The organism is Fulvivirga sp. (genome assembly GCF_040220315.1).
Classification (GTDB): domain Bacteria; phylum Bacteroidota; class Bacteroidia; order Cytophagales; family Cyclobacteriaceae; genus Fulvivirga.
Map to the genome: position 1 here is coordinate 22,539 of NZ_JAVJUY010000361.1, position 20,436 is coordinate 42,974.

General features: G+C 38.6%; 20 protein-coding genes and 1 pseudogene. 16 read left to right on the forward strand and 5 right to left on the reverse strand.

From position 1 onward, the window contains the following. Positions 1-32 precede the first annotated feature (32 nt). The 3 genes from RLO81_RS18515 to RLO81_RS18525 are packed head-to-tail and all read right to left on the reverse strand — an operon-like array spanning position 33 to position 2,615. The gene (locus RLO81_RS18515) at positions 33-803 is read right to left on the reverse strand and encodes a TIGR02757 family protein (RefSeq protein ID WP_350115272.1); all 771 of its coding nucleotides are present in this window, start codon (positions 801-803) and stop codon (positions 33-35) included. Then, positions 803-1,942, reverse strand: a complete 1,140-nt coding sequence (locus tag RLO81_RS18520; protein WP_350115275.1) for a DPBB and LysM peptidoglycan-binding domain-containing protein — start codon at positions 1,940-1,942, stop codon at positions 803-805. Before RLO81_RS18520 ends, RLO81_RS18515 begins: the two co-directional genes overlap by 1 nt. A gap of 1 nt (position 1,943) precedes the next feature. Then, complete coding sequence (locus RLO81_RS18525; protein WP_350115278.1) at positions 1,944-2,615, reverse strand: hypothetical protein; 672 nt, start codon at positions 2,613-2,615, stop codon at positions 1,944-1,946. Positions 2,616-2,651: 36 nt separating this feature from the next. Between RLO81_RS18525 and RLO81_RS18530 the strand changes: the two genes are divergently transcribed. The 5 genes from RLO81_RS18530 to RLO81_RS18550 are packed head-to-tail and all read left to right on the forward strand — an operon-like array spanning position 2,652 to position 7,117. Continuing rightward, positions 2,652-3,989 carry an NfeD family protein gene (locus tag RLO81_RS18530; protein ID WP_350115280.1) on the forward strand — a complete coding sequence of 446 codons (1,338 nt, stop codon included), beginning with the start codon at positions 2,652-2,654 and terminating at the stop codon, positions 3,987-3,989. Then, positions 3,989-4,720: a 3-deoxy-manno-octulosonate cytidylyltransferase gene (gene kdsB, locus RLO81_RS18535; RefSeq protein ID WP_350115283.1), complete on the forward strand. Its 732-nt coding sequence runs from the start codon at positions 3,989-3,991 to the stop codon at positions 4,718-4,720. The genes RLO81_RS18530 and kdsB overlap by 1 nt, the downstream gene beginning before the upstream one ends. 41 nt (positions 4,721-4,761) lie before the next feature. Then, positions 4,762-5,856 carry an acyloxyacyl hydrolase gene (locus tag RLO81_RS18540; RefSeq protein ID WP_350115286.1) on the forward strand — a complete coding sequence of 365 codons (1,095 nt, stop codon included), beginning with the start codon at positions 4,762-4,764 and terminating at the stop codon, positions 5,854-5,856. Positions 5,857-5,876: 20 nt separating this feature from the next. Further along, the gene (locus RLO81_RS18545) at positions 5,877-6,587 is read left to right on the forward strand and encodes a head GIN domain-containing protein (RefSeq protein WP_350115289.1); all 711 of its coding nucleotides are present in this window, start codon (positions 5,877-5,879) and stop codon (positions 6,585-6,587) included. Beyond that, a complete protein-coding gene (locus RLO81_RS18550; protein WP_350115292.1) occupies positions 6,587-7,117 on the forward strand; it encodes an NADPH-dependent FMN reductase in 531 nt (176 codons plus the stop codon). The genes RLO81_RS18545 and RLO81_RS18550 overlap by 1 nt, the downstream gene beginning before the upstream one ends. Here RLO81_RS18550 and RLO81_RS18555 read toward each other — a convergent pair. Both RLO81_RS18555 and RLO81_RS18560 read right to left on the reverse strand, forming a co-directional pair. Further along, on the reverse strand, positions 7,104-7,580 hold the full coding sequence (locus RLO81_RS18555; RefSeq protein WP_350115295.1) for a nucleotidyltransferase: 477 nt from the start codon (positions 7,578-7,580) through the stop codon (positions 7,104-7,106). The two genes, RLO81_RS18550 and RLO81_RS18555, sit on opposite strands and share 14 nt — an antisense overlap. Positions 7,581-7,808: 228 nt before the next feature. After that, entirely contained in the window at positions 7,809-8,819 is a 1,011-nt protein-coding gene (locus RLO81_RS18560) for a pirin family protein (RefSeq protein WP_350115298.1), read from the reverse strand. A 102-nt stretch (positions 8,820-8,921) separates the two neighbouring features. On the opposite strand from RLO81_RS18560, the gene RLO81_RS18565 reads away from it, so the two are divergent. From RLO81_RS18565 to RLO81_RS18615, 11 genes and pseudogenes are all read left to right on the forward strand, one after another. Further along, entirely contained in the window at positions 8,922-9,530 is a 609-nt protein-coding gene (locus RLO81_RS18565; RefSeq protein WP_350115301.1) for a hypothetical protein, read from the forward strand. Positions 9,531-9,719: 189 nt separating this feature from the next. Then, positions 9,720-11,777, forward strand: coding sequence for a M3 family metallopeptidase (locus RLO81_RS18570; protein ID WP_350115304.1), 2,058 nt, complete (start codon positions 9,720-9,722; stop codon positions 11,775-11,777). 372 nt (positions 11,778-12,149) lie between these two features. After that, positions 12,150-13,229, forward strand: a complete 1,080-nt coding sequence (locus RLO81_RS18575) for an alkene reductase (protein ID WP_350115307.1) — start codon at positions 12,150-12,152, stop codon at positions 13,227-13,229. A 134-nt stretch (positions 13,230-13,363) separates the two neighbouring features. After that, entirely contained in the window at positions 13,364-15,085 is a 1,722-nt protein-coding gene (locus RLO81_RS18580; RefSeq protein WP_350115310.1) for a DUF885 domain-containing protein, read from the forward strand. A gap of 9 nt (positions 15,086-15,094) precedes the next feature. After that, positions 15,095-15,868 carry a metallophosphoesterase family protein gene (locus RLO81_RS18585; protein ID WP_350115313.1) on the forward strand — a complete coding sequence of 258 codons (774 nt, stop codon included), beginning with the start codon at positions 15,095-15,097 and terminating at the stop codon, positions 15,866-15,868. A 289-nt stretch (positions 15,869-16,157) separates the two neighbouring features. Next, complete coding sequence (locus tag RLO81_RS18590) at positions 16,158-17,243, forward strand: DUF6920 family protein (RefSeq protein ID WP_350115316.1); 1,086 nt, start codon at positions 16,158-16,160, stop codon at positions 17,241-17,243. Positions 17,244-17,344: 101 nt separating this feature from the next. Next, a complete protein-coding gene (locus tag RLO81_RS18595) occupies positions 17,345-18,463 on the forward strand; it encodes a PQQ-dependent sugar dehydrogenase (RefSeq protein ID WP_350115319.1) in 1,119 nt (372 codons plus the stop codon). A gap of 3 nt (positions 18,464-18,466) precedes the next feature. Further along, on the forward strand, positions 18,467-18,829 hold the full coding sequence (locus RLO81_RS18600) for a DUF2200 domain-containing protein (RefSeq protein ID WP_350115322.1): 363 nt from the start codon (positions 18,467-18,469) through the stop codon (positions 18,827-18,829). Between the two features lie 315 nt (positions 18,830-19,144). Then, positions 19,145-19,435, forward strand: a complete 291-nt coding sequence (locus RLO81_RS18605; RefSeq protein ID WP_205723562.1) for a nucleotidyltransferase family protein — start codon at positions 19,145-19,147, stop codon at positions 19,433-19,435. Continuing rightward, entirely contained in the window at positions 19,428-19,559 is a 132-nt protein-coding gene (locus RLO81_RS18610) for a HepT-like ribonuclease domain-containing protein (RefSeq protein ID WP_350115326.1), read from the forward strand. The genes RLO81_RS18605 and RLO81_RS18610 overlap by 8 nt, the downstream gene beginning before the upstream one ends. A gap of 87 nt (positions 19,560-19,646) precedes the next feature. Continuing rightward, positions 19,647-19,775: pseudogene (locus tag RLO81_RS18615) on the forward strand (HepT-like ribonuclease domain-containing protein); the annotation flags it as partial. Positions 19,776-20,436 lie beyond the last annotated feature (661 nt).

Consider the following 20,436-nt stretch of genomic DNA (forward strand, 5'->3'; position numbering starts at 1 on the left):
TTCTCCCCTCTTGAGAGGGGGACTATTTTAATCTAAAACTTCTCCTCCACTCCTAACCCAAACAATGCAAAATCATACTTAACAGGATCTTCCGGATCCAATTCTTTTAATTTCTCTGTTAATTCAACGGCTGTTTGCCAATCGGTTTGTTTTCTGCTTATTAATTCAAGCTTGCGGGCAACTCTATCTACATGTAAATCACACGGACAAACTAATTGTGATGGTTTAATTTTATTCCAAAGTCCAAAATCTACCCCTTTATCGTCTTTTCTTACCATCCATCTCAGGAACATATTGATACGCTTGCAGGCTGAATTTCTGGCAGGAGAAGCTACATGTTTTTTGGTTCTCTCTGGAGCAAAAGGTAAAGCGAAGAATTGTTCCCTGAAATAAGATAGGCCTGCTTCCACATTCCTAGAGTGCTCATCAATACCAATAATAAAAGCACTTTCCAGACTATCGTATTGCTGATATAAATTTTTGAAGTATTCAATAAAATAGAGTGTATCAGTTGCATTAAAGGTTCTGTGCTTGAAATTTTCAAATCGCTTCAAGTCACTATCCTGATGGTTGAGGATAAAATCGTGCGGAGCATTATCCATTAAATGAAAAAGCTCAGTGCATTTATTAATGATGGTAATGCGTTGTCCCCATGCTAAGGTAGCAGCCCAAAATCCGGAAATTTCTATATCTTGCTTTTTAGTGAATCTATGCGGTATAGAAATTGGATCGTTAACAATAAAACCGGGCTGGTTATATTCTTCAACCTTATAATTTAGAAACTCTTTGAGTTCATCCGTCATTACGGAATATATGAAATGGTTACTCTAAAGCGTGGGTCAATTGCACCAAGCCGCTCATAAGCAGTTTTTGAGATTTTAATAACCATATTATCGTTTACACTAGTTTGAGGCAGTGGCCCAATAACACGAACAAACACTTCCTGGTCGTTCATTTCATTCTTTACCTTGATGATCGTACCTATTTTGGCTGATTTGTGTAGCGCCAGATATTTTCGATTATTTGAAGAGCCTTCAATCTGCTCGGCCAAACCGGACTCTATTATTTCTTCAAAGTTAGGAGTGGGCAATGGTTTAACGTTGTACCTAGCGGCATCGATAGGTTCCATTTCTTCTTTCACACCCTTTATTGTAACCTTTACAGGTAGGTCAGCTATGATTGGTTTCTCTATTTCTTTTTGACTTTGAACAACATTATCCTTAACGATCGGTTTTTCAACAAATAACAACTGGCCTATGCTTATCTCATTAGATGTTAATGAATTCCACTCCTTTATTTCTGCTATAGTCACATTATAAGTTCTGGAGATTGAAAACAGCGTTTCCGAAGGCTTCACTTCGTGTTCTTTAGCGATAAAATTACCTTTTGGAACCTCTTCAATTTTACCTTTCTCAATTATAAGCACTTGTCCAATATCCAAATTATTAGATGTAAGTCCATTCCAGATCTTAATATCATCCACTTTCACATCATACATTCTTGAGATTGAAAAAAGTGTCTGCTTTTCTTCAACAAAGTGCTTCACTTCTTCCATTTGAGACTTAACCTCTACTGGTGGCCCTTCCTCTCGCATAGGAGGCTTTACTACAGCTACAGGCTTTGCCTGCTCAACGCTTGGCTCTTCATCTTTGATAATGGCTAAGGTAGCCTCTTGCTGCTCCTCCTTTTTTACTAATATGGGAATTCTCAAAATTTGACCTTTTTCTAGACCAAATTCTGTCGGGGGGTTATGTTTAATGATTTCATAAATAGGAACATCGTACTTTCTTGATAAAGAGTAAAGCGTTTCATTATCACCTACTTTATGCAGGGTATATTCTACCCCGTTTTCAATTTTATGACCCACAGAATCGATTGAAATAGACCCTGCCAAAACAAGATTACCTGTTGCGCAAAAAAATAGAATTAATAAACCACGCATTTTATCCATGTTGATATATAAAAATCTCACAATTATCTTTCACAAATATAAGCTTGTTGTTGTCAACTGAGAATGTATCCTGCCCTATTCCAGTAAGATTTTCTGCCAAGCATATATGGTGAACCGCTTCCTTTGTATCGTTTACGGTGAGCAAAAAGTTAGCCATATTCTTAACGCCAGTATAATATGACAATGATATGTAGTTATTCCACTCAAGATACTCAATTCCGGATTTATTAGGCTCGTGATCTACTATATTACCTATAAACCTGGAGAGAAGAGTATAATGCTCATTTTCTGGAGTATAAAACGATGGCGTAACTAAACTATTTTTTTTGAAAGTAATATTTGTATCACCTGGTAGCAGTTCTTCAGATTTTGTATCAGAATTCCATCTAATTACTGATAAAATAACTGGATTGGCACCTGAATCATACCTTTTAAAGTAGACCACTAATTCGTCTACATCATACAAGGTGGTCCACCAGTCATCCTTTTTGAGCTTTATCTCCTCAACTTTAGCTTCCTTCATATCTAGACTCAAAAACTTCAATTCATCTGAATTTTCAGCTCTTAATTCAAAAGCGAAATAATCACCTGAATTACTTATCCGATATTTCCAGATGGGCATATCGAATTTATGAGAAAAGATGAGGTTGAGTTTTCCTGCCAAGAGTTATTATCATTAATTTAGACAAAAATACATGCTATGAGACAGCGTAAAAGCTTTGCCTTTATTATTTCCTTTTTATTCGCACTTTGCACCTATGCCCAGGAAAAGCAGAAGGTAATGGTGATGGAGTTAAAGGCTGAAATTGACCCGCGCACTAATCGTTACACTGAGTTAGCCTTAGATCATGCAAAAGAAATTGAAGCCGATTATGTGATCATTGAAATGGATACCTACGGAGGTGCTGTTACTGATGCAAAAGACATAGTAGAACGTATTATGGATTTTGACAAACCAATTTGGGTTTTTATCAATAAAGATGCAGCATCTGCAGGTGCACTTATTTCCATTGCCTGCGACAGCATTTATATGGCACCTGGGGCCAATATTGGAGCTGCTACGGTAGTGTTTCAGACAGGAGAAGCCGCACCTGACAAATACCAATCGTATATGCGAAGCACCATGCGCTCCATTGCAGAAGAAAATGGCCGTGATCCGAGAATAGCAGAGGGCATGGTGGATGAAACCATAGAAATTGACAGTATTTCTAAAGCGGGAAATGTAATCACTTTTTCAACGAATGAGGCCATTAAACATGGTTTCTGCGAAGCCAAAGTAAATAGCGTTGAAGATATACTAGAAAGAAATGGTGTAGAAAACTACGAGCGTATAGATTATGAGTTAGGTGCTTCAGAAGAAATTATCGCCTTTTTTTTAAATCCTTTCATCAGTGGAATTCTAATTATGGTAATTGTGGGTGGCATTTGGTTTGAACTTCAAACGCCAGGGGTTGGCTTTCCAATAGGTGCAGCACTTTTAGCTTTGATTCTGTATTTCGTGCCTTACTACCTTAATGGACTTGCCGAAAACTGGGAGATTATTGCCTTTTTTATAGGATTGATCCTCATTGGTTTTGAAGTCTTCGTAATTCCGGGGTTTGGAATAGCGGGAATTTTGGGCATAACCTTCACGCTAGGTTCGCTCATTCTGGTGATGCTTAATAATGATGCCTTTGATTTCACCTTCGTAGATATTGACGATATTGTTATTGCTGCTCTAGTGGCTTCCATCGGAATATTTGGTGGGTTCGCACTGCTTTTCGTTATAGGGGTAAAGTTTACCGATTCAAAATTCTTTGCTCGAGTAGCCCTAACAGATACTATGAATCGAACAGAGGGGTATACCAGTAACTTCAATAAAGAGTCGATGATAGGTAAAGCTGGGACTGCACACACTGTACTGCGGCCAAGCGGAAAAATAATGATTAATGGTGAGCTATATGACGCATATACGCGTGGCGATTATATTGATAAAGGTTCTGAAGTGATTGTGGTAAGTGATGAAGGCACCTCTTTAAAAGTAAAGTTAAAGGACTGATGAAAATTGTTGGAATAATCCCTGCTCGCTATGCCTCCACTCGCTTTCCTGCTAAGGCATTAGCCGATATAGGTGGGAAAACGATGGTACAAAGGGTCTTTGAGCAGGCTTCAAAAGCCAGTTGCTTATCAAAAGTAATTGTAGCTACTGACCATACTGATATAAAAAATGTTGTAAACGGTTTTGGTGGAAATGTGTGTATGACAAATCCTAATCATCAGAGCGGGACAGACAGATGTAATGAAGTACTTTTAAAAGAAGAAGGCTTTGATTACGCCATAAATATTCAAGGAGATGAACCATTTATCGACCCTCAACAAATTGAACTATTAGCTTCATTATTGGATGGCGACACTGAATTGGCAACCTTGGTAAAAAAAATCGATTCAGAAGAAGAATTATTTGATCCCAGTGTTGTAAAATGCGTGAAGGCCATGAATGATGAGGCATTGTATTTTTCGAGGTCGGCTGTGCCTTACGACCGAAATCAAGTGAAATCTGATTGGGTAAAGGCAAACATTCATTTCAAACATATTGGCATTTATGCCTATCGTACAGATATTCTCAAACAAATAGCGGCCCTACCTCCTTCCCCTCTTGAAAAGACAGAATCTTTAGAGCAATTACGTTGGTTGGAAAACGGCTATACAATTAAAGTAGCAGAAACGGAGATTGGCTCCATTGGCATTGACACACCAGAGGATTTAAAGAAGGTCTCCCAATTTTTATAAACACGATTTTCAATGTATTTTCGCAGCCAAATTTTAGGGGCGTGCGCACACTGTTATTCATTTTATTTATTTTAATCACTGGTTTTAACACCTTCTCCCAAAGTGAAGAAGGAGTGAATAAATCTATTGGATTTGAGGCCTTCAGAGGCTTTATTTACGAGCATAAACCGCAGATAAGCCACCTGATTACAGATCATCCGATGGGATTCCGGATTGTGTACAACAGAAAGTCTCACGGTGATGAAGTCTGGCAGCAGCGATACAACTTCCCTGATCGTGGGCTTACCTTCATTTACATGGATTATCGAGATGATCGATTAGGCAAAACACTGGCACTACTACCTCACTTTAACCTTTACCTGAGAGGCAAGAGAGAAGCTAAAAGCCAGTTTCAGTTTAAAGCAGGGTTTGGCGCAGGATATACCACTGAAAAATATAATAAGGTAGACAATAATCAGAATAACGTGATCAGCACAGATTTGACTGGTGCCGTTCTGTTTCAATTCGGTCATGAATATCAACTTAGCGAAAGGCTTTCGCTAAATTCTTCTTTATCAGTAACCCATTTTTCGAATGGTGCCATTAAGAAGCCCAATTCTGGAATAAACATTTTTGCCGCTAATGTTGGGCTTCATTATATGTTTGATTACAGGAAGAAGTCTTTCAACTACATGGAAGAACCTAAACTCGCTAGCCGCCCGATTGGATATTCTGTTATTCTCATTGGTGGTGGACATGAGAGTTTGAAGATTGGCTCAGGTACTAAGCCCTTTTTTGTATTAACGGGTATTGTGGATAAAAAAATAAATCACAAAAGTAGGTTCGGTGCTGGACTAGAATTATTCTACTCCGAATCGTTAAAAGAAGAAATTAAATATGACGAAAATGTAGATCCGGACACAGACTTTAAGCGGGTTGGATTAGTACTGAGCCACGAAATGATGGTAAACGAATTTTCTATTATGACACAGGCCGGTTATTACATTTACGATCCCTACAAAGCATTTCAGCCAGTTTATGTGCGGTTGAAACTAAGAAGATACTTTGGAGACCATATCTTTGGTTCCATTGGGGTTAAGTCCCACGCAGCGAAAGCAGAGGCAATGGAATTTGCCATCGGATATCGAATAAAATGAGAATACTAACTTACTTTATATTGACCCTCCTATTTTTTGGCTGTAACGATGCTGATGCCCCTGATTGCCTGAAATCTAGTGGTAAAGGCGTAACTAAAGTTATTGAAGTTGGTGATTTTGATGCGCTTTTAATAAATAATGAGTTCAATGTAATTTTAACTGAGGGGCCAGCAAGGGATGTAAAGTTAACCATTGGCGAAAACCTTTTTAATGATATTGATTTTACCCTTTCCGGTTCATTATTGGAAATAACAAATCAGGTAAGCTGCAAATGGACCCGCGATTATAATTATCCCTTACTTGAAATAACGCACCCCAACATCAGTTTTATTGAAATTATTGGGGGAAGTATTATTCGTTCGAATGGAACTCTTACTTACCCTAATTTGAGTCTCAAATCGAAGGCCAGCAATGGTATCATTGAGTTATCATTAAATAGTGCGAGCCTTTCTATTGATTCTAACGAGATCACTAACTATCTATTAAGCGGATCTGTTGATGAGCTGTACGTATTATTTTCTTCAGGAGATGGTCGCTTTGAAGGTGCCAATTTGCAGTGTACCAATGCCAGAATAATTCAAAACTCTTCCAACGATATAATTGTTAATGTGACGAATCAATTAACAGGCGAACTCAATTCGACAGGAGATTTAATTTTTGTTGGACAGGTACCTAACGGCATATCAATTGAGGAGAAAGACAGAGGCAGGTTAATAAACGGAGTAAACTAATGGAGAAAATTACTATTGTGTGCGGTACAAACAGAAACGACTCTGTAAGCTACCAGATTGCCAATCTTTATAAGCAACTGCTTAATAATGTGGGCTGCCCAAATGAATTGATTGACCTTTCTGACTTACCCAATGATTTCGCTTTTAGTGCCTTGTACGAAATGGCTGGCAAGAATAAGGACTTCAATCACTTCAGGGAGTTAATGGCTTCTACAAATAAGTTCGTGTTTATAGTGCCTGAATACAATGGCTCTTTTCCTGGTGTACTCAAAACCTTTATTGATGGCCTTAAATTTCCGGATACATTTAAAGGGAAAAAATGTGCATTGGTTGGGGTTTCTTCCGGCATTCAGGGTGCAGGTTTGGCGCTAAGCCACTTAACAGATATCTTCCATTATTGCGGCACAGAAGTATTGTCCCTCAAGCCAAAGCTTTCGCACATTGAGAAAAATTTTGAGAATGGGAAAATTACCAATCCATTATACAAAGCCTTGTTGGATGAGCAGGTTGAGAAGATTATTGGTTTTTAGATTTAATCCTTTGCAATTCTTCGATATCTGCTTTATCTCTAAATCTACCGGCTGCTTTTTTGGCTACGATTAGTTCTCGATAGCTGATTACCTTACATTCCAAATTTTTCTCAAGTTTAAATTTAATTGCATTCTGATAAGCCTCGTCAAACGTAATTCCTTTACAAGCAGTTAGTACATCTATTTGAACTGGCGCTACACCGTAGGTAAAAACATCAAATTTCTTCGTATCAAGAAAATTATCAATATTCTCCATATCACCCATATGCATACCAAAATCAGCATGAACCCTTCTCAATAACAAATGATTAGATTTCGTTGGGTTTACAAATATATCCATATCACCAGTAGAGCGTCTATAACCGTGAATATTGACTGCCATTCCGCCAACTAATACATATTCAACTCCATGTTTGTTCAGGAGTAAAATGTACTCTTTGAAATCATTATTAAATATGCTCATGAAGATCTTTTGCAGGCTGAAATAGGGCGCCTCTCCATCCTCGCAGTTTTAGGATCTAATTGGTGATTCAAACAATTTAACCTCCATGACTCCTCAAGCCTTTGAATTGCCGTTTTTTCATAAGCCCAAAAAAGAATGTCTTCTTCATCTTTATTGGCTGACTTACCAGAAAATGTAGGCTTTCGAATCATCCTCATTGTTTAAAAATAGAATAATTATACAAATTAATCACTTCACCTCTTCCCTACCATCTGCATGGATGGCGAACCTGCCTTTTTCTCTGGCATGAACATGTTCAGCCTCAGGCCAAGGCCAGCCACCAAACTGATCTTTTTGGTAGTCCATCATCGCTTGTTGAATTCCTTCTTGCGAATTCATTACAAATGGGCCGTATTGTACAACAGGTTCATTAATGGGCCTGCCTTGAAGTAGTAATAACCTCGCTGGCTGATCACCATTCTTTAGAACTGCTTCTTTTTCAGAATATAGTTCAACTCCGTTATATGAAGGAATCTCCTTATCATCTACATTTAAACCCTCACCTTCAAAGTAATATATTGTTCTATTGAGTCCTTCACTGGCAGCCGGAATAGTCCATTCGGCATTTGGATTCATGTCAATAATCCAGACGGCAACTTCATTATTGGTATCAGCCGCCCAAGAATTAGGTGGAATTTGCGGCCCTGAATAATCATCGAGATTACCCGCAATTAAGGTTATTTGCGTATGCTTATCAGATTCATCTGCATAGTCTATTTTGTCGATGGTTTCATTCCAAAGCATGCCAAAGTGTGGTTCCACCATTTTACTTTTTGCTGGCAGATTAAGCCAGATTTGAAAAAGTTCTAACGGATTTGGTTTATCTCTTTTTAGCAAAGGAAACATCTCGGAATGCTGCAATCCCTTGCCAGCAGTCATCCATTGTACATCGCCATTTCCAAAACGCGCTGTAGCACCTAAAGAATCTGAATGATCTATGAATCCTTTGGTAACTACAGTTACCGTTTCAAAACCTCTGTGAGGGTGTGGCGGAAAACCCGGCACTTTACTACCGTGATACATGCGCCAGCCATCTTTTATTGTAAAATCCTGACCAATATTTCTGCCTTCCAAAGATGCGTCAGGCCCCATGGCTTCATTCCCTTTAGGATAATTATCTGCATGATGGACACAAAATAAAAATGGATCTGATGTTTCCCATGGGAAATTAAGAGGCTTTATTTTCTTTATTGATGACATGCTTTTGATTTTAGTGTTTGAAGAATAAAACGTGTACAAAGTTAAAAGATTCCTTTTGTATAATTCTACTTGTTTAAATTCTGGCTCTTCCTATCTTAGATTATGGACAATGTCTATGCAAACTTTGTTTATGCCCTGATTGCCGTCATTCTTTATAATATAAAAAGTAATCACGCAAATTACTTGAAGGTTCTTTCTGGACTTTACGTTGTACTGTTTTTAGGTGATATAATTTATCAGGATGTGGATGAAGCAGCTGCTAAGGCCATGTGGTTTTTTGTTAGCTTTAGTATCTTGATCATCTCTATTCTAAGAGTTCGTTCTAAGGAAAAATTTACTCCGTTTGAGATCATTAAAGTACTGGCAGCGATAATCATTCTTACGATGCCGCTCACATTTTATGATATTGCCGGGTTGTGGGGCAAACAGTGGGTGTTAGTCCTACACACTTCCATCGTTCCAATTTTATTTTCTATTTATGTGTACGATCGGTTTATTCTTAAACATGATCAGGTAGGGTCCCGAACGCTAACATTGATTATTATTCAGACGATTATTATCATCGGTCTTCTCGTTTATGCATTCGACAAAAAGACCCAAATGGAATTTAAGAAGATCGAACATAAAGAAGCATTATATAAAAAAGACCTTGAAATTGATCGGCTTCAAAATGACTTGGAAGAGTGCCAGGATGAATTGAGCTCTCACTAGTAGCTCATTTGTTGCAAAAATTCGTTTTAGCGCAAATTGTTAAGTTTATGTTATTGAAGGAATTATTGCTGATTATCATGTAAGAAGTACAAGTAAAGATTGAGAGTTTGTTTAGCATCAATTCTGCTACATATTTTTAATAAAAGCAGTAACTTCTTAAATTCAACACCCATTAAACAAACCCTATTGATGAAAACGTATCACCTTCTAATCATACTTCTTTTAGCTGTTGCTTGTACATCACAAAAGGAAGAAGCCAAACCATCCAATAACCCCTTTGTGACGGAATTAAATGTACCTACAGATTTTGCTGCTGTAACACCTGCACATATAGAAGAATTTGCCGCTTTCACCATCGATCAGACCATTGAGGGGATAGAAAAAATTAAAAATAATGCCGAGCCTACCTTCGAAAATACATTTGTTGAATACGATAGAATTGTAGAAAATATAGGAAAGGCTTCTAATCGTTTCTTTCTTTTGTATTGGACATCTCCAGATTCATTAATTCGAGTTACTGGCTTAGCCAGTTATCAAAAGCTAGATTCTGTAGGCAACCTTTTTGGGCTGGATAAGGAACTGTATTCCAAAATGAAGTCGTTTATGGAAACGGAGGCATATACCACGTTTACGGGGCATAGAAAGCGATTTATCGATCAGGTGATTGAAGATTTTGAGCAATCGGGAATTGCGTTGCCGGAAGATAAGATGCAGGAATACAAAAGATTGAATTCCGAAATCACCAAGTTAACCTCTGACTACTCTACCAATATGAATACCGCAAACCGGTCGATAACCATTGATGAAGAAGGTGCAGAAGGACTGCCAGTGAATTTCAAAAAAACCTATGCCGTTGGGGAAAACTCCTATGAAATACCAGCCATTAATGCCACCAATAGTCAGTTGATGAGTAATGCTGCCAAAGAGGCTACACGCAAGGCTTATTACATGGAGTTTACTAATCGTGGTGCGGAAAAGAATTTGGGAATTCTGAATGAGCTGGTGCAAAAGCGATATGAAATAGGGAAATTGATGGGTTATGATTCTTATGCCGGCTATAATCTTAGTTTTAAGATGGCGGATAATCCTGATAGGGTTTGGGGCTTTATTAATGATCTGGTTGAAAAATCTAAGCCCAAAGCATTAAAAGAAGAACAGATGCTTATTGATTTTAGAAATCAATTAACAGGTGAATCTTCGGATGAAGCAGTCGCATCGTGGAATTACTCCTATTACAAAAACCAATTTCTTAAAACAGAATATAGCGTAGATGAAGAAAAGATCAGGGAATATCTCAATATGGACGACTGCCTGAAAGGTATGATGAAAATTTATCAGCAGCTGCTTGGCTATGAATTTAGAAAAGTTGAAAACCCCTCAGTATGGCACGAGGAAGTTGAAATGTATGAAGTGTATGAGAACGACACATTACGAGGTCAATTTTATTTAGATCTTTATCCAAGGCCCAACAAGGAAAGCTGGTTTTATGGCGTGCCGCTTTCTTCTGGCAGGCAAACTGATGAAGGCTATGAAATACCCGTAAACATGCTATTAGGTAATTTCCCTCGTCCAACTGATGAACTACCTTCCTTAATAAGCCATGGTCAACTGAGCACCTTATTTCATGAATTTGGACATATTATGAATGGGATGGCGTATGAAGGCGAGTTTGCTTACCAGCGTAGAACGAAATCAGACTTTGCAGAGGCCATGTCGCAAATATTTGAGAATTGGATTTGGGATTATGACATGCTAAGCAGTTTTGCCAGGCACTACGAAACAGGTGCAGTCTTTCCTAAAGAAATGTTTGATAAAATGGTTGCAGCTAAGAATGTGACTTCAGGTCTTTCTGCTATTGGCAGTTTAACCCGTTGCACCTACGACATGATGCTGTATGATAAATACAACCCGGAAAATCCTTACGATACTGATAAACTGTGGAGTACTGTTTATGATAAAATAGGGGTAAATGATAGTTATGTGGAAGGAACTCACCCTCAGGCAAACTGGATTCATATTAATACACACCCCGCATATTATTATGGTTATTTGTGGTCGGATGTATTTGCACAGGATATGTTCACTCAATTTGAGAAAAATGGCTTACTAGACCAGAAAACGGGCATACGATACAGAGACATTATTCTGGCAAATGGTATTCAACGACCTGTTTTGGAAGCTGTAGAGGACTTCCTTGGTAGACCGTCTAATAATGATGCGTATATAAAAAGCTTAGGGCTTGAATAAAGAAATAGGAATATAAACATCTGAAAAGACCTTTCACCACCTGTTCTGTGTCCACACAAAACAGTATTAGCCTATGAATAATGACTTTTTCGGTCTGTGAGATACAACCCGAGAATGAGTATGCCAATATTTATCGAGCCTGTCATGCCGACATAAAGAGGCAACTTACTAAGTTGGATTGACTATACTTTTGTAATCGTTGTTCTAACTTAGGAAGGTCCTTCGTGCCTCAGGATGACTTTAAATTGACTCAATTAGTTCTATTATTAGTAATCTTTCCACAGACTGCGATAAATTCATTTAAATAGCTGAACTATTTATCATGAATTTCGTTTTCAATGTTTAAACATTAATTAACTATAAACCAAAACTATGGCTACTCTTTTCGAATCCTTCAATGTGAGCGGATTACACTTGAAAAATAAAATAGTAATGGCTCCAATGACACGATCAAGAGCCACAACAGATCATATTCCCACTCCTATTATGGCCGACTACTATGGCCAGCGTTCAGGTGCCGGACTCATTATCACTGAAGGTACAAGTCCATCACCAAATGGTGTGGGATATCCTCGGATTCCAGGTCTTTACAATCAACAGCAAGTAGATGCCTGGAAAGTTGTCACTGACCGTGTTCATAAAGAAGGAAGTAAAATATTTCTTCAGATTATGCACACAGGCCGTATTTCTCATCCTTTAAACTTACCTGAAGGAGCTGAAGTATTAGCACCGTCTGCAATACCTGCATCAAACACTAAAATGTATACTGATCAGGAAGGTGAAAAAGACTTGCCTACTCCAAAAGTAATGACGGATGAAGATATTGCCTCTGCCATTAATGAATATGTTAATTCTGCTAAACTAGCCGTTGCTGCCGGTTTCGATGGGGTGGAATTACATGCTGCCAACGGTTATTTATTAGAGCAATTTATTAATCCCGGATCAAACCAAAGAACTGATAATTATGGTGGTTCTGTAGAAAATCGTGCTCGCTTTGTTGTAGAAGTTGCAGAACAAACTGTAGAAGCCATTGGCAAAGATAAAGTGGGAATCAGATTATCTCCCGGAGGAGCGTTTAATGACATTATGCCATTTGAAGGGCAAGAAGAAACTTATAAATACCTTGCTGAAGAATTAGGGAAAATTGGTTTAGTATATGTTCATCTGGTAGACCATTCTTCTATGGGCACCCCAGAAGTACCTAAGTCTTTAAAAGAAACTATTAGAGATGCTTTCGGTGGCACTGTTATTATTTCCGGAGGCTATGATAAAGCAAAAGCTGAAAAAGATTTAGCAGATGGGTTAGGACATTTAGTTGCGTTCGGTAGACCATTTATATCTAATCCTGATTTGCCTGAGCGTATGAAGGTTAGTGCAGAATTATCGGATCCTGATTTTTCTACATTCTATACGCCAGGAGAAAAGGGTTACACAGATTATCCTACGTACTAAAAAGTATCTATTATGAGCCTCCTCCGGGAGGCTTTTTTATTAAAAATATTATTTAACCTTTAAATAATACTTTTTATTAATTTTCATTTTATAGAAATAAGTAGCACCTTGTGAGAGCATTAACCCCCTCTCGCATGAAACATCTCATTATTCTAACTACTATATCTCTATTAATCGGTTGTTCTCAAAAGGAGGCAACAGATTCAACTCAGCCAAACATCAATGAAATAGCAGATAAATATATTGAGGTAATGTTCAAGTTCAATCCAGAGTTAGGAACATTTTATGGTGTTGATGTTGATCATTCTCTACTTTCTGATAACACCATAGAGGGAATAAAAAAACAAGAGGCTGTTGAAGATTCTATGTTCAGTATCTTAAACGCAGTAGATGAAGCAACACTTTCAAAGAATGATCTTATTACATATAAACTTTTAAAAGGGTCAATAGAATCATCTATCAATAATAGAATTTGCAAGAATTACTTGTGGGATATTAATCAAATGAATGGCTTTTATACTTGGTTCAGATATATAGCGAACACACAGCCAGTAGGTGATTCATCAAGTAGAAAAGATGCTATTTCAAGATGGAACAAAATTCCGCAATTCATAAAAAACAATCTTGAGAATAATCGTCAAGGATTGGAGACAGGATATGCTCTACCTAAGGTAGTTATAGAGAGAGTTATCGAAGGTCTCGACCAGCTATCAAACCTTCCATTAGAACAAAACCCGTTCTATTTACCGGCTTTGAAGGACACTACCTCTGAGTTTCAGAGTAAGATGAAGGCTATTGTTGAAGAAGATATTATGCCTGTAGTAATCAGTTATAAAGAATTCCTTGAAAAGGATTATTTACCTAACGCAAGACAAAACTTGTCAATAACTAACATTCCTAATGGTGTTGCATGTTATGAAACTTCGCTAAGCGGATATACAACATTGAAAGAAAACCCAGAAACGATATTTCAATGGGGTGAGGAAGCAATCTCAATAAGAGAAAAAGCCATAATTGATATAGGTAATGAAGTATATGGAAAAACTGATATCTCCGATATTAAACAAGCATTTAAAGCAGATTCCTCTAACTATTTTAATTCACGCGAAGAAATACTAGCTACAGCAGAAGCTGCGGTAAAGAGGGCAAAATTGAAAGTGCCAGAATATTTTGGGCTTATTCCACAGGCTGATGTAATTATAGAGCCTATACCTGAGATTGAAGAAAAATCCGCATATTCTAGGTATTTGCCAGCTTCAGATGATGGATCTACTCCAGCAACATATATTCAACAAACATATAAGCCAAAAACTAGAACAAAAGGGAATATTATATCAACTGCTTTCCATGAAACCTATCCAGGGCACCATTTACAAATTGCTATAAGCAGAGAATTGGTTAACTCCCACCCTGTTACAAAGTATATTGGAAATTCAGGTTTCTCTGAAGGATGGGCAAGATATACCGAAACACTTGCAGATGAAATGGGATTGTATGAATCAAAAAAACAAAAACTTGCTATGCTTATGGGCTTACCTACGGGTATGGTAGTTGATCCTGGAATACACTTTAAAAACTGGACAAGAGAAGAGGCAATAGAATATGCTTTAAGCAAGCAAACCTCCATGACTAGAGATGATGCAGAGAGATATGTAGATAGAATTGCGGTATTACCTGGTCAAATGACTACTTATGGTGTTGGTGAAATGTTCTTTTTGAAACTTCGAAAAAGTGCGGAGAAAAAATTTGGTGATCAATTTGATGTGAAAGAGTTTCATGATAGATGTTTAAAAAATGGAACTGTTCAATTAGATTTTGTCACAGAAGAAATTAATAATTGGGTAAATAACAAATAGGTATGATTAATGCAGATTTTATCAACTTTACTATTAACACTACTCTTCTTTGCTCAGTGTCAAACGTCTTTAAAACAGAAAGAGAATAACCCTGCATTTGTACATGATAATAATTCAGGCCCCACTCCTTGGACAAGCACGGACTTTGAATTAGAAGAGGAATATTTCACGTTTGCCATTATTTCTGATTTAACTGGGGGTGAACGTGAAGGCGTTTATAACACAGCCGTTGCCCAATTAAATAGATTGGACCCCACATTTGTACTGAGTGTAGGTGACTTGATTGAAGGCGCAACTGAAGACACATTGCAACTCATTAAAGAATGGGATTCATTTGATAAACGTACCTCTTATTTAAACATGCCCTTTTTTCACCTAGGTGGCAATCATGACCTAACCAACCCGACAATGCGTAAAGTTTGGCAAAACCGATATGGGAATACCTACTACCACTTTGTCTATGAAAACGTGCTTTTTCTAATGCTTGATTCTGAGGATTTTGGAGAAGAACGGATGCTCGAAATTTACCATGCCCGCACTGAAGCAATGAAAATTATTAGAGGAGAAGTGGAAGGTAACTTCGAAGAAACAGAATACTACAATATGTTTGAAAGTAAAGTAGGCGGAATGAGTGTCAAGCAATTTCAATACTTTGAAAATGTATTGAATAAATATCCTAATGTAAAATGGACTTTTGTATTAATGCATAAACCCCTTTGGATGCGTGAAGATGAAAAAGGCTTAGGAAGACTTGAGAAGGTACTTGATGTAGAAACTAGCTAACTATCATATAGAACCCCTATTTACAATCTTCATTTTGTTGCCTTATTATTTTACCCCAAGGAGCGTATTCTTCCAAGTCTGATACTGTAACATATCAGAAAATAGCGGCCAATTATATTACCGCAATGCTCATGGGATTATCCGTACAACCAAAAACTAAATGAAATGTATCGGTATGCCGAATTAGTCCATTTATACGAGTAGAAACATACATTAATCTGATACGTGTCATATAAAAATTTTCCACCACCCACTACTTTTGATCCAGTAATCAATACCTGATTAAGTAATGAAAGCTGCCTTAATAGGTCTTTTAATAATACATGGGCTCATTCACCTCATGGGCTTTATAAAAGCTTTTAACCTGGCCAAAATTGACGCTCTGAATAGCTTCATTTCTAAACCAGTTGGTATAATCTGGCTTACTGTTTGCCTCTTATTCATCCTGACTGCTGTTTTGTATCTAACTGATTATGACAGGTGGTGGGCTCTTGCCATAGTGGCCATCATTTTATCTCAGATACTCATTATTACCGTTTGGAAAGAAGCAAAGTTTGGCTCTATTGCCAACCTGCTCATTTTGATACCTGCAATAGTGGCTTGTGCTACCTTCTACTTCATCAAAATGGTGGCCAACGAACGAGCGCTAATGATCTTACAAAGTCAAACCTCCACAATTTCAGATAGAAAAATTAGTGATTTACCGCCTGTAGTTCAGCTGTGGCTCACTAATTCTGGGGTAACGAATGCAAGAATACCTAATGAAGTGTATGTTACTCAGAGCCTGCAAATGAAATTGGATGAAAGCCAGGAAGATTGGGTTGCTGCTGAGGCTACCCAATTATTTACACCAACTGCACCAGCATTTAACTGGCAAGTAAAATTAAAACCAAACCTTTTTATGCCCATTGTTGGTAGAGACGAATACTTTGAAGGCAAAGGAGGCATGCTCATTAAATTACTGGGGATGTATCCGATAGTTGATGTTGCCGATAACAAAAGAATAAATGAAGCTGCACTACAGCGGTACCTGGCCGAAATCTGTTGGTTTCCTCAAGCAGCCCTGAGTGAATTTATAAGCTGGAAGGCGATTGACAGCCATAGTGCGGAAGCCACCATTCACCATTTTGGCACAATTGCAACAGGCATTTTTCAGTTTGACGATACCGGTAATTTCCGTGCCTTTAAGACTATGCGTTACAAGGGCGTGGAAGAAGGCGATGAAAAAGTAGAGTGGACAGTGAGTGCTATTGAACATCAAACAATAAATGACATTAAAGTACCCACTAAGCTTGAGGCCGAATGGAATTTACCCACAGGCAAATGGAAATGGCTCAAACTTCAGGTAGATTCCGTCTCATATACCTATGAATAATCGGAAATTGATATAAATCAATAAGGCCTTTGTTTAACGCCTCAAACACTTGTCTTTACTTTCGACTTATAATCGTGTAACTTTTAGATTAATTCGAAACTATGAAACGGTTATATATCACATCTACTTTATTGTTTATACTGCTGGCATCATGTTTTTCTTCTGATGAGGATAAATCTGCGTCCGACACTAACGCCCTGGGCATTAACTTACCCGATGGCTTTAAAATAGAAGTATTTGCCGAGGTTGATAATGCCCGTTCGCTGGCCGTTAGTCCGGCAGGGGTAGTGTATGTTGGCAACAGAGCAAGTGACAAAGTATATGCTTTGCGCGATACAAATGGCGACTGGAAGGCTGATGAGAAATTTGTAATCGCATCAGGACTGAACATGCCTAACGGTGTAGCTTTTAAAGATGTCCATTTATATGTGGCTGAAGTGAGTAAAATATGGAAGTACTCAAACATCGAAGCCGATTTAAGCAATCCTCCTGAACCGCAATTAATTACCGATGATTACCCTACGGACGGACATCACGGTTGGAAATACATTGCCTTTGGCCCTGATGGTAAATTGTATATTCCGGTAGGTGCGCCCTGCAACATTTGCGAAAGCGATGAAATTTATGCCACTATCACCCGAATTAATGCCGATGGTAGTAATCGGGAAATTGTAGCTCATGGCATTCGAAATACAGTCGGGTTTGATTGGCACCCAGATACTGGCGAGTTATGGTTTACGGATAACGGGCGCGACAGAATGGGTGATGAATTTCCACCCTGTGAACTCAATAAAATATCCAGCGTAGGCCAGCATTTTGGCTACCCCTATTGCCATGGTGGTGATATTGCCGACCCCGAATTTGGCTCGAAAAGGCATTGTAATGATTTTGTTCGTCCTCAGTACAATTTTAGAGCTCATACAGCCCCACTCGGCATGACCTTCTATACAGGCGATATGTTCCCTGCCGAATACAAGGGCGATATTTTTGTGGCCCAGCATGGTTCGTGGAATCGTTCTTCTAAAATTGGGTATCGGGTAATGCGAGTGAAGGTGGAAGATAACCGCGCAGTGGCTGCAGAGGTGTTTGCCGATGGCTGGCTAAATGATGCCACCCAAAATCAAACCGGTAGGCCGGTGGATGTATTACAAATGTCGGATGGCTCGCTGCTCTTATCTGACGATTATGGAAATAAAGTGTATCGAATTAGTTATAAATAGAAAATGAAAACCACAGAAGCACACAACCAACGAATCGCGCAGATGACCTTCTCTTCGGTGTATCCGCATTATGTTACTAAGGTGGAGAAAAAGGGCAGAACTAAAGAGGAGTTGCACGAGGTAATTGAATGGCTTACAGGCTTCACTAATGAAAAGATTCAGCAACTATTAGAAGAACAAGTGACCTTCGAAACATTCTTTGAACGTGCATCGCTCAACCCCAATACAAAACTTATAACCGGTGTAATCTGCGGCTATCGGGTAGAAGAAATTGACAACCCATTAACCCAAAAAGTTCGCTATCTCGACAAATTAGTAGATGAATTAGCCAAAGGCAGGAAGATGGAGAAGATATTGAGGTCTTAGGAGTCACTCTTTCAATTATTTGTCATTCCGGCCTTGCCTGCCCGACCACTGGCGGGATCCGGAATCCCTTGATTCTCGGCAGTGCCCAAAGCTAGCTCAAGTCTGTGACTTGGGCTTATAAATGAATTTGAGAGTCTGTGACTCGGTTAGTTTTCGGTTAAAGTTATCGGGTTACAAACCCTTGTGATTATTAGATAGGCACAAGTTATAAACTTGTGCTAGTTGAGACTGCCACGTCCTATCGTCCTCTACATTACGTTATTACAAGTTCAAGTGTGTGAAATAAAAACGCTCAGCTTTAATTATATTTGCTCTATGCGTTCAACAGCGGAAATATTGAATCAGCTTAAAGACCTTAAGGTAGGTTTAATGAAAACTTACCCTATAGCTTCTATGGCTCTCTTTGGATCATTCGCTCGCTCTGAACAAACCCCAGAAAGTGATATAGATATTTTGGTTGAACTTAATGGCCAAGTGGGCTCAAAATTCATTGATTTAGCTGAGGAACTGGAATTGTCATTAGGTAAAAAAGTTGATTTAGTATCGAAAAAAGGGATTAAACCTCATTATTTTAAGTCAATACAGTCTGATCTGATCTATGTCTAAAAGAGATAACCACCTTCTTATTCTTGATATGCTCGAATCTGCATCAAGAATTATGACGTATACTGATGGACTGAATTATGATGAGTTTATTAATGATCAAAAAACGCTCGATGCGGTAGTTTGAAACTTTGAAATTTTAGGTGAAGCTTCTAATCGTGTTTTACCCGACTTTCAAATTGAAAACCCTCAAATTCCTTAGAAACAACTAAAAGGGTATAGAAATCGGTTAATTCATGAATATTTTGGTGTTGACTATCAAATTGTATGGGAAATCATCCAAAGCGATTTGGATCATCTAATTGAAGAATTAAGGGAAATTAAAAATTCTGGCTATAAATGATCGGTGTTGCGTAGCTGCGATAAAGCAGCGTAGCGAATGAAGAAGCAATCTTTCTAATCGGGAGACTGCCACACCGCCTACTGGCGGTTCGCAGTGACGATATAAATTTCATTGTCATTCCGGCCATGCCTGCCCGACCACTGGCGGGAGCCGCAATCCCCTTATTCTGGGCAGTGCCTGTGATCTGCAGATAGCTCTTCGCATCTCAGGGACCCTGAATCCCCGCCTAACCGGACGGGCAGGAAGTTCAAGGTGACATTCTAATTTTAATTGTCATTGCGGACTTGATCCGCAATCCCTGCATTCTGGGCAGTGCCTGTGATCTACAGACCGCACTCCGTTTCTAAGAAACACACTTAGCGCAAGTCTATGACTTGGGCTAATAAATGAAATTGAGAGTCTGTGACTCGGTTAGTTTTAGATGAATATTACCGGGTTGCAAACCCTTGAGTTCATTAGAAAGGCACAAGTTGCAAACTTGCGCCAGCGGAGGAATGAAGAAGCAATCTTTCTAATCGGGAGACTGCCACGTCCTATCGTCCTCGCAGTGACGAATTTAATTTTTACTGTCATTGCGGACTCGCCTACCCGACCACTGGCGGGATCCGCAATCCCTGCATTCTGGGCAGTGCCTGTGATCTACAGACCGCACTCCGTTTCT

What these genes read in the sequence shown, in the direction of transcription:
- RLO81_RS18515 (WP_350115272.1), bottom strand. Translation starts at nt 803, where the DNA reads ATGACGGATGAACTCAAAGAGTTTCTAAATTATAAGGTTGAAGAATAT.
- RLO81_RS18520 (WP_350115275.1), bottom strand. Translation starts at nt 1,942, where the DNA reads ATGCGTGGTTTATTAATTCTATTTTTTTGCGCAACAGGTAATCTTGTT.
- RLO81_RS18530 (WP_350115280.1), top strand. Translation starts at nt 2,652, where the DNA reads ATGAGACAGCGTAAAAGCTTTGCCTTTATTATTTCCTTTTTATTCGCA.
- kdsB (WP_350115283.1), top strand. Translation starts at nt 3,989, where the DNA reads ATGAAAATTGTTGGAATAATCCCTGCTCGCTATGCCTCCACTCGCTTT.
- RLO81_RS18550 (WP_350115292.1), top strand. Translation starts at nt 6,587, where the DNA reads ATGGAGAAAATTACTATTGTGTGCGGTACAAACAGAAACGACTCTGTA.
- RLO81_RS18555 (WP_350115295.1), bottom strand. Translation starts at nt 7,580, where the DNA reads ATGAGCATATTTAATAATGATTTCAAAGAGTACATTTTACTCCTGAAC.
- RLO81_RS18560 (WP_350115298.1), bottom strand. Translation starts at nt 8,819, where the DNA reads ATGTCATCAATAAAGAAAATAAAGCCTCTTAATTTCCCATGGGAAACA.
- RLO81_RS18565 (WP_350115301.1), top strand. Translation starts at nt 8,922, where the DNA reads ATGGACAATGTCTATGCAAACTTTGTTTATGCCCTGATTGCCGTCATT.
- RLO81_RS18570 (WP_350115304.1), top strand. Translation starts at nt 9,720, where the DNA reads ATGAAAACGTATCACCTTCTAATCATACTTCTTTTAGCTGTTGCTTGT.
- RLO81_RS18575 (WP_350115307.1), top strand. Translation starts at nt 12,150, where the DNA reads ATGGCTACTCTTTTCGAATCCTTCAATGTGAGCGGATTACACTTGAAA.
- RLO81_RS18580 (WP_350115310.1), top strand. Translation starts at nt 13,364, where the DNA reads ATGAAACATCTCATTATTCTAACTACTATATCTCTATTAATCGGTTGT.
- RLO81_RS18585 (WP_350115313.1), top strand. Translation starts at nt 15,095, where the DNA reads ATGCAGATTTTATCAACTTTACTATTAACACTACTCTTCTTTGCTCAG.
- RLO81_RS18590 (WP_350115316.1), top strand. Translation starts at nt 16,158, where the DNA reads ATGAAAGCTGCCTTAATAGGTCTTTTAATAATACATGGGCTCATTCAC.
- RLO81_RS18595 (WP_350115319.1), top strand. Translation starts at nt 17,345, where the DNA reads ATGAAACGGTTATATATCACATCTACTTTATTGTTTATACTGCTGGCA.
- RLO81_RS18600 (WP_350115322.1), top strand. Translation starts at nt 18,467, where the DNA reads ATGAAAACCACAGAAGCACACAACCAACGAATCGCGCAGATGACCTTC.
- RLO81_RS18605 (WP_205723562.1), top strand. Translation starts at nt 19,145, where the DNA reads ATGCGTTCAACAGCGGAAATATTGAATCAGCTTAAAGACCTTAAGGTA.
- RLO81_RS18610 (WP_350115326.1), top strand. Translation starts at nt 19,428, where the DNA reads ATGTCTAAAAGAGATAACCACCTTCTTATTCTTGATATGCTCGAATCT.